Source organism: Micromonospora sp. KLBMP9576, from assembly GCF_050941805.1.
Taxonomy (GTDB): Bacteria; Actinomycetota; Actinomycetes; order Mycobacteriales; family Micromonosporaceae; genus Micromonospora.
This window is the reverse complement of the sequence record NZ_CP194567.1, coordinates 634,630-648,774: the sequence shown is the minus strand read 5'-3', so window position 1 is coordinate 648,774 and position 14,145 is coordinate 634,630. Positions and strand designations below refer to the sequence as shown.

The 14,145-nt window shown below is 73.1% G+C and carries 9 protein-coding genes; 6 read left to right on the top strand and 3 right to left on the bottom strand.

The features are described 5' to 3' along the window. Positions 1–5 precede the first annotated feature (5 nt). Positions 6–1,214, bottom strand: a complete 1,209-nt coding sequence (locus ACQ452_RS03025) for a cytochrome P450 (RefSeq protein WP_433389501.1) — start codon at positions 1,212–1,214, stop codon at positions 6–8. A gap of 167 nt (positions 1,215–1,381) precedes the next feature. On the opposite strand from ACQ452_RS03025, the gene ACQ452_RS03020 reads away from it, so the two are divergent. The 4 genes from ACQ452_RS03020 to ACQ452_RS03005 are packed head-to-tail and all read left to right on the top strand — an operon-like array spanning position 1,382 to position 9,535. Beyond that, positions 1,382–6,997: an amino acid adenylation domain-containing protein gene (locus tag ACQ452_RS03020; protein WP_433389500.1), complete on the top strand. Its 5,616-nt coding sequence runs from the start codon at positions 1,382–1,384 to the stop codon at positions 6,995–6,997. 4 nt (positions 6,998–7,001) lie between these two features. Beyond that, on the top strand, positions 7,002–7,754 hold the full coding sequence (locus ACQ452_RS03015) for a phosphopantetheine-binding protein (protein WP_433389499.1): 753 nt from the start codon (positions 7,002–7,004) through the stop codon (positions 7,752–7,754). A 13-nt stretch (positions 7,755–7,767) separates the two neighbouring features. Beyond that, positions 7,768–8,361 carry a DinB family protein gene (locus ACQ452_RS03010; RefSeq protein WP_433389498.1) on the top strand — a complete coding sequence of 198 codons (594 nt, stop codon included), beginning with the start codon at positions 7,768–7,770 and terminating at the stop codon, positions 8,359–8,361. A 7-nt stretch (positions 8,362–8,368) separates the two neighbouring features. Then, entirely contained in the window at positions 8,369–9,535 is a 1,167-nt protein-coding gene (locus ACQ452_RS03005; RefSeq protein WP_433389497.1) for an aminotransferase, read from the top strand. On the opposite strand, the gene vioC is transcribed toward ACQ452_RS03005, so the two are convergent. After that, positions 9,529–10,560: an arginine beta-hydroxylase, Fe(II)/alpha-ketoglutarate-dependent gene (gene vioC / locus ACQ452_RS03000; RefSeq protein ID WP_433389496.1), complete on the bottom strand. Its 1,032-nt coding sequence runs from the start codon at positions 10,558–10,560 to the stop codon at positions 9,529–9,531. The two genes, ACQ452_RS03005 and vioC, sit on opposite strands and share 7 nt — an antisense overlap. 201 nt (positions 10,561–10,761) lie before the next feature. Between vioC and ACQ452_RS02995 the strand changes: the two genes are divergently transcribed. Then, positions 10,762–11,892, top strand: a complete 1,131-nt coding sequence (locus tag ACQ452_RS02995) for an aminotransferase class I/II-fold pyridoxal phosphate-dependent enzyme (RefSeq protein ID WP_433389495.1) — start codon at positions 10,762–10,764, stop codon at positions 11,890–11,892. Positions 11,893–12,074: 182 nt separating this feature from the next. Here the strand turns inward: ACQ452_RS02995 and vioD are convergent, their stop codons facing one another. Next, positions 12,075–13,202 carry a capreomycidine synthase gene (gene vioD, locus ACQ452_RS02990; protein WP_433389494.1) on the bottom strand — a complete coding sequence of 376 codons (1,128 nt, stop codon included), beginning with the start codon at positions 13,200–13,202 and terminating at the stop codon, positions 12,075–12,077. Positions 13,203–13,366: 164 nt separating this feature from the next. Between vioD and ACQ452_RS02985 the strand changes: the two genes are divergently transcribed. Then, the gene (locus ACQ452_RS02985) at positions 13,367–14,131 is read left to right on the top strand and encodes a thioesterase II family protein (RefSeq protein WP_433389493.1); all 765 of its coding nucleotides are present in this window, start codon (positions 13,367–13,369) and stop codon (positions 14,129–14,131) included. Positions 14,132–14,145: the final 14 nt, after the last annotated feature.

Sequence of the window (14,145 nt, the reverse complement as noted above, 5' to 3'; positions counted from 1 at the left end):
GGCCCTCAGGCCAGCTCGACCGGCAGGTGCTTGATGCCGAGCATGAAGTTCGACGCCAGCCGCTCGACCGGGCCGGCGAGCCGGAACCGCAGCCCCCGGGCGAGCAGCTCCTCCATCAGCAGGGTGATCTCCAGGCGGGCGGCCGACATGCCGACGCACCGGTGGTTGGCCACGCCGAACGCCACGTGGTGGTTCGGGGTGCGGCCCAGATCGAGCCGGTCGGCGTGCGGGAACGCCTCGGCGTCACGGTTCGCCGACGCGTTCCAGAGCGTCAGCGTCTCCCCCGCCGGGATCGGCACGCCGCGGATCGTCACGTCCCGGGTCGTGGTGCGGCAGACGTACGCGTTGGTGGAGGTCCACCGGAACAGCTCGTCGACGGCGGTGCCCAGCAGGCCCGGGTCCGCGTGCAGCCGGCTTTCCTGCCCGGGGTCGCCGATCAGCGTCTCGACGATCGCCGACGCGGTGAACGGCGTGGTCTCGTTCCCGCCCACCGCCACGTTCAGGGCGTTGTAGAGGATCTGGCTCTCGTTCAGCGCGCGCCCGTTGGTCCGCGCGGCGACCAGCATGCTGACCAGGTCGTCGCCCGGTTCCTGCCGGCGCCGGTCGAGCAGGTCGGCGAGCAGGTCGAAGATCTCCACCTGGGCGGCGACGAGCGCCATCGAGCTGGTGTTCGCGCCGACGTACTCGCCGTCGCGGTAGCCGATCATGGTGCGGGTTAGCCCGAGCAGCCGCATCGCGTCGTCGCGGCCGATGCCGAACATCGCGGCGAGCAGGCCGGCCGGCAGCAGCGGCGCGATGTCGACGGCGAAGTCGCCACCGCCGTCCGCGACGAGCCGGTCCAGCGCCGCACCCAGGTACCGCCGGACGAAACCGCCGGCCCGCTCCATCATCGGTGCCCCGAACGCCTTGTGCACGTGCTGGCGAAGCAGCCGGTGCTCGGGCGGGTCGGAGCAGATGAGCATCTGCCCGGACGCGGTGTCGGTCGCGCTGCGGTACGAGCCGCCGAGCACGGTGCCGTTCCTCGACGAGTAACTCGACGGGTCCCGGTAGACCTCGACCACGTCCTCGTACCTGGTCAGCGCCCAGTACCCGCCGCCGCCGGAGGTGGCGTTCCAGTAGACCGGGGCGTTCTCCCTCAGCCACGTCCAGGCGGCGTACGGGTCGCCTGAGACGAACAGGTCGAGGTCGTCCAGATCGATGACGGTTGTCGGCATCGCGCCACCCTTCCGCGGAGACGGCCTGACCGGAGGGTAGAGCGACCGGCCGGTCCGGGTCGTGTCACATGAACCGGTGCCAGGAGCCGGCACCCGCCGGTCGATAGCGTCGCCACCGGCGGGCCCACGCGCACAGTCACACTCACGTCGGGGACGGAGTTGCCACCATGAGCGACCTGCAGAGCCGGATCGCGGCACTCAGCCCCGAGCAGCGGGCGCGACTCGAGTCGCGCGTCGCCGGGCTGACCGACGGCCGCCCCGCCCGCGCGGACGGCATCCCACCCCGCGACCGGAGCCGTCCCACACCGCTCTCCTACGCGCAGCAGCGCGAGTGGGCCGTCGAACAGTTCCGGCCCTCCAACAACGTCACCGCCGCCCTGCGGCTTGACGGCAGGGTCGACCTCGACCTGCTCAGCCGGGTCCTCACCGCCGTCACCGAGCGGCACGAGGCGTTGCGCTCGACGGTCGAGATCGTCGACCGGCAGCCGGTGCAGGTGGTCCAGCCGGTCGAGCCGCTGCCGATCGCCGTCGTCGACCTCGGTCACCTCGACGCCGAGGGCCGCGAGGCGGCGATCCGCGAGCACTGCGACGCCGAGGTGACCAGGACCTTCCCCGCGAACCAGGTGCATCGGCTGCGGGCCACCGCGCTGCGGCTCGAGCAAGACGCGTACGTCATGGTGGTGACCCTCGACCACGCCGCCGCCGACGCCTGGTCCATGGCGATCCTGCTGCGCGAGGTGACGGCCCTCTACCCGGCCCTGCGCGGCGGCCTGCCCGCCGACCTGCCGCCGCTGCCGATCCAGTACGGCGACTTCGCCGTCTGGGAACGCGACTGGCTCGACGAGCGGCGGATGGCCGAGGAGCTGGCGCACTGGCGGCGGACCCTCGCCGACATCCCGCCCCGGCTCGCGCTGCCGACCGACCGCTCGCCGGCCGTCCGCCGCACCTTCGCCGGCGACCACCACACGCACGTGATGGGGCGCGAGCAGACCGAGGCGCTGCAACGGTTCGCCGAACGCGAGGGCGTGTCGCTGTCGATGGTCATGCTGGCTGCCTGTTCGGTGCTGCTGCACCGCTACACGCACCAGGACGACCTGGTCTTCGGTTCGGCCGTCGGTGGCCGGCTGCGGCCCGAGACCGAGCAGCTCATCGGCTGTTTCGCCAACGCCCTTCCGCTGCGGATGCGGCTGGCCGGGATCCGCACGCTGCGCGAGGCGCTGACCCAGGCGCGCGAGGTGGTGTCGACCGCGTTCGACCACCAGGGCGTGCCGTTCGACCGCCTCATCGAGGAACTCGCGCCGGCGGAGGCGGCCCAGACGCCGCTCATCCAGATGCTGATCAACGTGCTCTCGACGCCCGGCGCGATGCTGCACCCGGACCGCGCCCTGGAGCTGCCGGAGCTGCGGATCGGTCACGTGCCGATGGATCCGGGGCCGATCACCATCGACCTCATCCTGGTCGTGCAGGCTGCGCCGGACGCGCTGCACTTCGACTGGCACTACAGCACCGAACTGTTCGACCGCGGCACCGTCGAGCGGCTGGCCGCCCAGGTCCCGCACGTCCTGGCGCAGTTCGTCGCCGACCCGGACCGGCGCATCGGCGACGTGCGGCTGCTCGGCGCCACGCCCGCCCGGCCGCCGGCCGTGCGCGGCGCGGCCACGGCCACCGGCGTCGTCGAGCTGTTCGAGCGGCAGGCCGCCCGCTTCCCGGACGCCCCCGCCGTGGTCCGCGACCGCGTCGCCATGAGCTACGACCAGCTCAACCGGGAGGCCAACCGGCTCGCCCACCACCTGCGCGGCCTCGGCGTCGGGCCGGAGACGCCAGTGGGCGTGCTCGTCGAACGCTCCCCCGCGCTCGCCGTCGCCGTGCTCGGCGTCCTCAAGGCCGGCGGCGCGTTCCTGCCGATCGACCCGGCCTACCCGGCCGACCGGATCGCCTACCTGCTCGACGACGCCGAGGCGCCGGTGCTGGTGGCGACCGGCGCCCCCGACACGCTCACCGGCGTCACGGACGGCCGCAAGACCGTGCTGCTGGACGGCCCCGACCGGCTCGACGGCGGCCCCGAGCACGACCCGGCCGACGCGCCCCGGCCCGACTCGGCCGCGTACGTCATCTACACCTCGGGCTCGACCGGCCGCCCCAAGGGCGTGGTGATCCAGCACGACTCGCTGGTCACGTTCGCCCGCGAGGTGGCCGAGCACCTCCAGCTCGGCGCCGGGGACCGGTTCCTCCAGTTCGCCTCCCCCGGCTTCGACGTCATCATCGAGGAACTCTTCCCCATCTGGTACGCCGGCGGCGCCGTCGTCCTGCCACCCGAGCGGATGGCCGGCGCCGCGCTGGACCTCGTGGCGCTGACCGAGCAGGACCGGATCAGCGTGATGGAGCTGCCGGCGGCGTACTGGCACGAGTGGGTACGCGAACTCGACCGTGGTGTCGGCGTCGGCCGGCTCGGCTCGCTGCGCCTGGTGATCGTCGGCGCCGAGCGGGTGCTGCCCGAGCGCCTGGCGACCTGGCAGAAGTTCGGCGTCCCGCTGATGCACGTCTACGGCATCACCGAGACGACGGTCAGCTCGACGTTCTTCCGGCTGCCGGCCAACGCGCCGGAGGCCGACCTGCGGCACCTGCCGATCGGCACCGCCCTACCCTCGGCCGAGCTGCACATCCTCGACCCCGAGCTGCGGCCGGTGCCGGCGGGCGGCGTCGGCGAGCTGTACATCGGCGGGATCAGCGTGGGCCGCGGCTACCTGCGCCGGCCCGGCCTGACCGCCGAGCGCTTCGTCGCCTCGCCCGACCCCGACCGGCCCGGTGAACGCGTCTACCGCACCGGCGACCTCGTCCGCGTGCGCGCCGACGGCAACCTCGAGTTCCTGTCCCGGGTGGACACCCAGATCAAGATCCGCGGCTACCGGGTGGAGCCCGCCGAGATCGAGTCGGCGATCTGCCGGCACCCGCAGATCGCGCAGGCCGTGGTGACGGTCCACGAGCCGGCCCCGGACGACCGGCGGCTGGTGGCGCACGTGGTCACCCGCGACGGCGACGCGCCGAACATCACGGACCTGCGCCGCTTCCTCGCCCGTGAGCTGCCGCCGTACCTGGTGCCGGCCGCGTTCGTGCCGGTCGCCGAGATCCCGCTGACCGCCAACGGCAAGATCGACGTGACGCGGCTGCCGCAGCCCGGCGGTGAGCGGCCCAACCTGGCCGAGGAACTGGTCGAGCCGCAGTCACCGTTGCAGCGGCGGCTCGCGGAGATCGTCGCGGCCGTGCTCGGCGTCGACTCGGTCGGGGTCAACGACGACTTCTTCGAGCTCGGCGGCGACTCGATCCTGGCCATCATGGCCGTCTCGCGGGCGCAGGAGGAGGGCATCGGCCTCTCCCCGCTGGACATCTTCGAGCACCGTACGATCGCGGCCCTGGCCGGTACGGTCACGGTCGCCGAGCAGCCCCGGGTCATCGGCCGGCGCGGCACCGACGCCGCGCCGGTGCTCTCGTTCGACCAGGAACGACTCTGGCTCGAGGACCAGTTCGTGCACGGACCGGCCTACAACGTCGGCTGGCAGCAGCGGCTGCGCGGCCCGCTCGACCTCGGCCTGGTCGAGCGGTGCGTCCGGACGATCCTGGCCCGCCACGAGTCGCTGCGCTCGCGGTTCCCGACCGTCGACGGCCGCCCGATCCAGGTGGTGGACGAGATCGACGAGGAGTGGCGCCTGCGGGTCGAGGACCTCAGCGCCGTCGACGACCGCGAGGCCGTCGCGCGACGCCTCACCGGCGACGAGGTGAGCTGGACCTTCGACCTCGCCGCCGGCCCGCTCATCCGGTGCCTGGTGGTGCGGCTCGGCGAGACCGACCACCTGATCAGCATGATCTCGCACCACATCGTCGCGGACGTGGTGTCGGTCGGCCTGTTCGTCCGCGAGCTCGGCATGCTCTACCAGGCCGGCGGCGACCTGGCGGCGAGCGGCCTGCCCGAGCTGCCCGTGCAGTACCTCGACTACGCGGTCTGGCAGCGCGAGCGGCTGGCCGGCGAGGAGCTGGACCGGCAGGTCGACTACTGGCGCGACCACCTCGCCGGTGCGCCGCGTGCACTCACCATGCCGACCATCCAGCACACCCCCGCCGAGCAGGCACGCGGCGCCCGGGTCACCGACCGGCTGTCCGCGAAGGACACCGCCGCGCTGCACGAGCTGTGCCGCACCCGGGACGTGACGCCGTTCATGGTGGTGCTGTCGACGCTGACCACCGTCCTGGGCCGCTGGGCCGGCCAGCGCGACGTGGTGGTCGGGGTGTCGTTCAGCAGCCGCACCGAGTCCGGCACGGAGAGCCTGATCGGCTCGTTCATCAACACCCTGCCGATGCGGGTGGACCTCTCGGGCGAGCCGACCTTCGCCGAGCTGCTCCGGCGCGTACGCGACGTGGCGCTGGGCGGTTACGCACACGCCGACGCGCCGCTGGACGTCATCATGAAGCGGCTGAAGGTGACGCGCGACCCGCGCCGCACCCCGCTGTTCCAGGTCATGCTGAACGTGGTCGACGTGCCACCGATCCGGCGCTTCGGCGACATCGTCGTCGACGAGGTGGAGGCGCCCTCGCTGCCGCCGAGCTTCGACCTCGTGCTCACCACGAACGAGGTCGAGGGCGAGCTGACCTACACCCTCGAGTACGACGCCACCCGATTCCCCGCCGACCTGATGCGCGCACTCGCCGGGCACTTCGGCGGCTTCCTCGCCGCCGCCGTCGCCGACCCCCGCCGTGGTCTCCTCGACTACGTGCTGGACGGGGCGGTGAGCACCGCACCGGCCGCGCCCGCGCCGGACGCCGCGCCGCAGCGGGCCCTCGCGTGGCGTGCCGCGCACGCGGACGCGGTGGCGGTCTCCGACGGCAGCGGTTCGTGGACGTACCGCCGGCTCGCCGGCCCGGCCGAGCGGATCACCGAGCTGCTCGCCGGGCGGCCCGCCGGTCCCGTGGCCGTCGTCCGCCGTCCCAGCGCGGGATTCGTGGCGGCCGTGCTGGGCGTGCGGGGCGCCGGGCGTCCGCTGACGGTCATCGAGCCGGGTTCCGACCCGGGCGCGGCGGCGACGGTCCTGGACCCCGAGCAGGCCGACGTGCGCGAGCTGGTCGCCCGGCCCAGCGGGGTGACCGCCGCCCCGCCGCAGCGGCCGGGCACCGACTGGGCTGTCGAGCGGTTCGGTTTCGGCCCCGCCGACCGGTTCGCCGTGCTGTCCGCCCTGCCGGGTCACACGATGGCGGCGCTGTCGGCCGCGCTGCACGCCGGCGGGCGGCTGGTGCTGGCGGACCGCTCGCAGACCGCCGACGTCGAGGCGATCGCGGCCTGGCTGCGGATCGAACGGGTCAGCGTGCTGCACGCCGGGCCGCCGCTGCTGCGCGCCATCGCCGCGCGGGGCGAGCTGCCGGCCATCCGCCACGTGTTCGTCGAGAACACCGGGAGCCTGACCGGCCACGACGTGGCGGCGATCCGGGCGATCTCGCCGGGTTGCCAGGTGGTGGCCACCTACCGCACCATGCCCGACGGGCGGCCGGCCACCGCCTGTCTCCTGCCGCCGCACTGGCGGCCGGAGACCGCGCCGCTGCGGGTGCCGCTCGGCGTCGAGCTGCCCGGCCGGCCGGTCGTGCTGCGCCACCCCGGCGGGCAGCCGGCGGCGGTCGGGGAGGTGGCCGAGATCTGCCACGACGGGGACCGCACCGGGGACCTGGGTCGCCGGTGGCCCGACGGCACGCTGGAGTTCGTAGGCAAGGCGAGCGATCGCTCACGAGAGAATCGAGGATGACATGGTGAGCCGTGCCGACGAGGGCCGCGGCGCGGCCCCGGATCCCGTGGAGACCGTCGCCGCGCTTCGTGACATCCCGGAGGTCCGCGACGCGCTCGTCGTCGACCGGGCCGGCCCGGACGGCGTGCCGGTGGCCGTCGGCTACGTCACCGGCCCCGACCCGTCGCTCGGCACCGGCCGGCTCCGTCAGCAACTGCTCAGCCAGCTTCCCCGGGACATGGTGCCGCGACACTTCGTGGTGCTCGACGAGTTCCCGCTGACCCCGGCCGGCGAGTACGACCTGGCGGCCCTGCCCGACCCGGACCCGCAGACCGCACCGGTCCTCGGGCACGTCGAGCCGAGCAAGCCCATGGAGATCAAGCTGGCCGGCTGGTTCCGGCAGGTCCTGGGCGTCGACCGGGTGGGCATCCACGACAGCTTCTTCGCACTCGGCGGGTCGTCGCTCCAGGCGACCGTGCTGACCAGCCGCATCTTCGACGAGTTCGACATCAACCTGTCGTTGCAGGACATGTTCGCCAACGCGACGGTGGCCGAGCTGTCCGACATCGTCATCAGGACGCTCGGCGAGCGGACCAGCACCGAGAAGATCAAGGCCCGGCGGCGCAGCCTGAAGGGGATGGGCCTGGCGATCCACGGCAAGCTGCCGTTGCCGCTGCGCCGCGTGATCCCGCCGGGCGTGCCGTGCGGCGGATCCCCCGGCGACGGCAAGCGGCGGGCTCCCGCCGACCAGGGTCCGTCGGACTCCGCATCGAAGTGAGAGGCATCCACGCATGACGGACACGACCGATCAGGCGGTACCCGGCCCGCCCCCGGCCGCGGACGAGGTGACCACGCTCCTCGGCGCGCTCGAACGGCAGCGTGCGACCTTCGCCTGGAAGTGCGCCGGCCTGGACGACGCGGGCCTGCGGGCGGTCGTCGGCGCGTCGGCCGTGACGCTGGGCGGCCTCCTCAAGCACCTGGCCTTCGTCGAGGACTACAAGTTCGGCACCATGCTGCGCGGCAAGGACCTGCCCGCCCCGTGGGACACCGTCGACTGGGAACGGACCCCGGACCACCCGTGGTCCTCGGCCGCCGACGACTCCGCCGGGACGCTCTACGCGCTGTGGCACCAGGCCGTCCTGCGCTCGCGCGAGAGCGTGGCCGAGGCCCTGGCCGAGAAGGGGCTCGACGCCCGCACCGTCTACGGCCACGGCGACGACCCCGAAGACGCGTTGAGCCTGCGGCGGCTGCTGACCGACATCGTCGAGGAGTACGCGCGGCACAACGGGCACGCGGACCTCATCCGCGAGTCGGTCGACGGCCTCGTCGGCGAGGACCCGCCGGCGGCGGTCTTCCCCTACGAGAAGCCGGCCGCGCGGGAGTAGGGACCACGTGCGCCTCAACGACCGGGTGGTCGCGACGACCGACTCGCCGATCAGCACCGCCTACGACCTGCTCGACCTGCTGCCCGACGGCGGCGGCCTGCTCGACCTGGCGCAGGCCGCCCCCCGGTACCCGGCCGCGCCGGAGGTCGTCGCGCACGTCGCACGGGTCGCCCGGGACGCGCTCGGCGGCACGTACACCGACGTGCCCGGCCTGCCGAAACTGCGCGAGGCCTTCGCGGCGGAACTCTCCCGGGATTACGCCGGCACCCTCGGGCCGGCGAACGTGGTGGTGACGGCGGGCTGCAACCAGGCGTTCGCCCTCGCCGTCTCAGCCGTCGCCGGCCCGGGCGACGAGGTGATCGTCGGGTTGCCGTACTACTTCGACCACGACATGTGGCTGCGGGCCAACGGCATCGTCCCGGTCTACCTCGAACCCGGACCCGGCCTGGTGCCGCGCGCCGAGGACGCCGCCGCGCTCGTGACCGCCCGGACGCGCGCCATCACGCTTGTGACGCCGGGCAACCCCACCGGCGTGACCGTCGACCCGGCCGGCATCGCCGCGTTCGCCGAGGTCGCCCGCCGCCACGACGTCGCGCTGCTGCTCGACGAGACGTACCGGTCGTTCCGCGACACCACCGGGCCGGCCCACGACCTCTTCGCCGACCCCGCGTGGCAGGGGACGGTGGTGAGCCTGCACTCGTTCTCGAAGAGCCTCGCGATCCCCGGCTACCGCGTCGGCGCGCTCGTCGCCTCGCCCGAGTTCAACCGCCAGGTGTGCAAGCTGCTCGACTGCGTCGCGGTCTGCGCGCCGCGCATCGGGCAGGAGGCGGCCTGGGCGGGTCTGACCCGCGCCGACGCCTGGCGTACCGCCCGGGCGGGCGAACTCGCCCAGCAGCGCCGCTGGCTGGCCGAGGCCATGGCCGACCGGCCCGGCGGCTTCGAACTGCTCTCCGTCGGCGGGTTCTTCGCCTGGCTGCGGCACCCGTTCGCGCGGCCCACGGAGGACGTCGTGCGCGACCTCGTGGTCGAGCAGCGCCTGCTGCTGCTGCCGGGCACGGCGTTCGAGCCGGCCGACCGGGGCACGCTACGGGTCAGCGTCAGCAACGCCGACCGCGCGGCGATCGCCGCCCTCGCCGAGCGGTTGGGCCGCGCCGGTGGGCGCTCGACTCAGTAGATGATCCGGTTGTCCGGCGCCGGGCGCCACGCGCGTGACCCCCGCAGGTTCCGGGTGACGTTCAGCCGCTTGAGCCAGCGGTCGCTGCCGTCGTAGCGGGCGCGGAACGACCGGCGGCCGTGCACCGCCCGGAAGTTGTCGATGAAGACGCAGTCGCCCGGTTCCAGGCTGACGTCCTTCATCTTCGCCTCGATCTGGTCGCACAGGCCCGCGAACGCCTTCAGCGAGCGCTCCGGCCAGCCGTCCATCTTCATGTGGTACGGGTCGAGCGCCAGGTAGGGCGAGGTCCTGTCGCCGAAGAGCACCGGCCGCCTGACCGGGTCGTCGTTCCACGACTGGATCAGCGCGAAGCTGCGGGCGCGCAGCCGGTCGACGGTCGGGTCGCCGGTCGACTCCGAGGCGTTCTCCGGCCGGTGCGAGTTGTCCGGCATCTGGGTGAACACCGGCTCGAACAGCGCCTCGACGTCCAGGACGGACCAGTCGAGGTCGGCCGCGTCGCAGACCGTCGTCGCCACCTGGTCGGGGTTCTTCAGGCACATCAGTGCCACATAGTCGCCCCGGCACGGGTGGAACGCGTCCTCGGTGTGCCAGGACAGGTGTTGCAGGCTGTTCGAGCCGAGCTCGTAGTGCTCGTGCCCCCGGATCGGCAGGACGTCGTGCATGAGCCGGCCGTCCTGCTGGGTCGCCCAGCCGAAGACGTCGCCGAGCACCGAAGCGCAGAGCAGGAAGAAGATCTCCTGGTGGAACGCCGGCGAGTCGTGCTGGCTGTCCCGCCAGTGCGGCGGCGTCGGTCCGAGCGCCGCCTCGTCGACGGCGAGCCCGGAGACGCGGCACAGCGCCGACGGCTCGCCGAGGCGGTACTCCTCGAGGAACTCCAGTAGCCGCGGCGGCAGCGACCGGGCCAGCACCGGCGCCCGCCGGATCAGGCGGGGGTCCTCGATCGAGGCATGTTCCTTGGCGAGATCGGTCAGCAGAGGGCCGATCCCGGCGTTGTCCTCCGGCGTCAGCGCCAGGTGATGGATCACGTTTTCTCTCCCCTGCACACGAGCTGACGTCCGGCTCAGCCGGCCCGCCATGCGCAGTCTAGGAGCCGGTGAACAGGCTTTCGGTCCCCGTTAGAGGGGACAGGTAGGCCGGGGCGGGAGCGCCATAGTGTGGCACCGACCAGTGCTGTTCCCAGATCGCCGCGCGAGCGCGCCACCGGTTTGACGACGTAGGCGGACGACATGAGCGAGCTTGCCAACCTGACCACCATGGAAGTCGATGCCCTCACCGACGTCGAGGGCGGGCTCAACCTGACCGACGGGCACGCCCGGCTGGACCTCACCCCGCAGCAGAGCGCCGTGGTGGCGAGGATCCCCGAGATGTTCGTCGAGGCGACCAGGCGCCCCTTCCCCAGCATCGAACTCGCGGCACACACCGCGTTCCTGCGCGCCATCGGGCAGCACACCGCGCCGATCGGCACGGGACGCATCCTGAGCTGCTACTCCTCGACGCTGGCCACCGACATCGTGGCCCGGGCGTTGCCGGTCGGCACCACGGTGGCCGTCCTGCACCCGACGTTCGACAACATCGCCGACCTCTTCGTCACCCGCGGCCTGAAGCTGGTGCCGCTGTCGGAGGAGGCCCTGCTGGCGCAGGACTGGCCGGGCCCGCCGGTCGGCGCGATCGTCATCACCCACCCGAACAATCCGACCGGGCTGGTGACGCCGGAGGGACACCTGCGCTCGCTGGCCGAGCACGCCACCCGGCACGGGCAGATCGTCATCATCGACGCCAGCTTCCGGGGCCAGGTGCCGGACGCGCAGTACGACACGTACGCCGTCCTCGACGCCGCCGGGACGGACTGGATCACGATCGAGGACACCGGGAAGCTGTGGCCGACGCACGAGCTGAAGATCGGCCTGCTGGCGTACAGCGAGCGGACCCGGTTGCCGATCGAGCGGGCCTTCTCCGAGTCCCTGCTGGCCGCCTCGCCGGTGGTCCTCCAGCTCGTCGAGGCGCTCGCGCTCGACTGGGTCGACGGGGGCCGGGAACGGGCCAGCGCGCTGGTGGAACGTAACCGGGCGGTGGTGCGTGCCGCACTCGACACCGTCGGGCTGCGCCTGGCCGACCCGCACTCGCAGATCAGCGTGGCGCGGGTGGCCCTGCCCGAGGACGGTCCCGACTCCTCGCTGCTCTACAAGGAGCTGCTCGCACGCGGCGTCCACGTGCTCCCGTGCGCGCCGTTCCACTGGGCCGATCCGCAGAGCGGCCTGCGGTTCATCCGCATCTCGCTGGCCCGGCCGTACGCGACGGTCGAGGCCGCCGCCCGCACGCTCGCGGCGGCGTACCGCGAGCTGTCCCCGGCCGCCTGACGGTTCCACGACGACGCGTCGCGCGGCAGGTGCTGTTCCCGGCACCTGCCGCGCGACACCCGTCGACCGACCGCCGCCACACGGGCGCCGCTCGACCTCGTGCTGCCTGGCCTTGTGTCCTTCCGACCGACGCCGGTGGGACGCCCCCACGCGCGGTCGCGTTGCGGGCGTCCCGCCGGCGGTCACCGCCGCGGCTGTCGTTCCTCGCGCAGCAGGTGCTCCAGCCGGGACAGCCCGGCCGTCAGCTCGGCGGTAGTGCCGCCGTAGCCGAGGCGGGCATGACTCGCGTAGGCGTCGCCGAAGCAGTAGCCCGGCACGAGCAGGACGCGGTGCTCCTCGGCGAGACGCCGGCACATCCCGACCACGTCCGGCTGGCCCGGGAACTCGACGAACGCGGTCACCCCGCCGGCCGGCTGCGCGAACCGCACCAGCTCGGGCGCGCTGTCGGCCCACTGCCGCAGCAGCCGCAGGTTGCCGGCCGCGTGCTCGCGTTGCAACGCCACGATCCGGTCGGCGTGCCGTACCGCCTGCTCGGCGAAGAACTCGAGCACGGGCGACACGTAGAGAGCGATGTAGTCGCGCAGCAGGGCCATCCGTGCCTGCAACTCGGGCGGCGCCATGCACCAGCCCACCCGCAGGCCGGCGAGCCCGTAGCTCTTGGAAAAGGTGCCGAACGCGATGCTCCTGTCGTACCAGGTGGGCAGCGGCAGCGGCTCGGCGCCGTGGGTCAGCTCACCGAACGCGTGGTCCCAGACCAGCCAGGCGCCCGCCTCCGCGGCGATCTCGACGAGTTCCCGCTGCTCGGCGGGGGTGATCGACACGCCGGTGGGGTTGTGCGGGAAATTGACCACGATCATCCGCGGTCGGGAGGCCGCCAGCTCGCGCAGCCGGTCGAGGTCCACGGCGAACCCGTTGCTCGCGTCCAGGGGCCACCGGGTGACCCGGCAGCCCCGCCAGGCGGCGATGTCGTGCAACTGCTGGTAGGCCGGGTCGACCACGACGATCTCGTCGCCCGGCTCCACGGCCAGGTGCATCACCAGGTAGATCGCCTCGCTGGAACCGTGCGTGACCATGATGCGGTCGACGTCCCCGCCGGTCCAGCGGTCCGCGAGCGCGGCACGCAGCCGGGCGCCGCCGAAGCTCTCGCTGTCGTGGAAGATCATCGGATCCAGCTCGGCGAGGTCGAACCCGCACAGCCCCCGGAACTCGGCCATCGTGAGGTCCCGTACGCCGCTGCTGCCGATGTCGTGGTCGACCTCGTGGTAGTAGTCGCGCATCCACGCCTCGAGCCGGGCGGTGGTGATGTCCATGTCGCCTGCCCATCCCGTCGGTCGACCCACTCGCGCCAACGGTAGGTGGCCCCCCGCAGCGGCAAGCGTCCTGAGTTCATGTGACAGCAGGCACGACGCCGCCTTCGCTACCTTGCCGCAAGGAGCGGTCTCGGCCGCGGCTGATCTCTCCCGAAGGGCCAGGCATGCCCGGCAAAGCCCAACGACGCAACCCGTGGTTGCCCCATCCGCCGTCGGCCACGGCCACCGGCCGGATCTTCCTGATCCCGTACTCCGGGTGCGGTGCCAGCATGTACCGGCGCTGGCCCCGCCGCATCGACGGGGTCGAGTTCCTGCCGATTGAGCTGCCCGGGCACGAGAGACGCTTCGCCGAGCCGCACTTCGGGACGTACCAGGCGTTGGCCCGCGAGCTGGCCCGCGGGCTCGCGCCCCACCTCGACGTGCCGTTCGCCTTCTTCGGCCACTGCGCTTCCGCGCTGGCCGCCTACGAGGTGTCCGCCGAGCTGGTGCGCTCCGGGCTGCCGCACCCCACGAACCTGTACGTCTCCTCGCAGATCGCGCCGCAGGACGGCCCCGGCGGCCGGTTCCTCACGATGGACGACGCCGCCCTCGGCGCCGAGCTGTCCAGGCTGGTCACCGCGATGGGTGGGGTGCCGGACCCGGAGCTGATCGAGCTGCACCTGGAGGTGATGCGCGCCGACGTGGACGCCAACAAGCGTTACGTGCTGCCCGACCCGCCGCGCCTGCCGGGCCCGATCACGGTGATCGGTTGGAGCGACGACGTCGACATCCCGGCCCCGACGATGGCCGGCTGGAGCGTCTGCGGCGACACCACCTCCGTGCTGCTCCCGGGCGACCACCACCGCTTCACCGAGGGTCCCACCGAGCTGCTGGACCTGCTGCGCGCGGGCGTCGCCGGCAGGGCGCCCGCGGGCGCGCGGAAGCCCTGACCAGGACATGGATG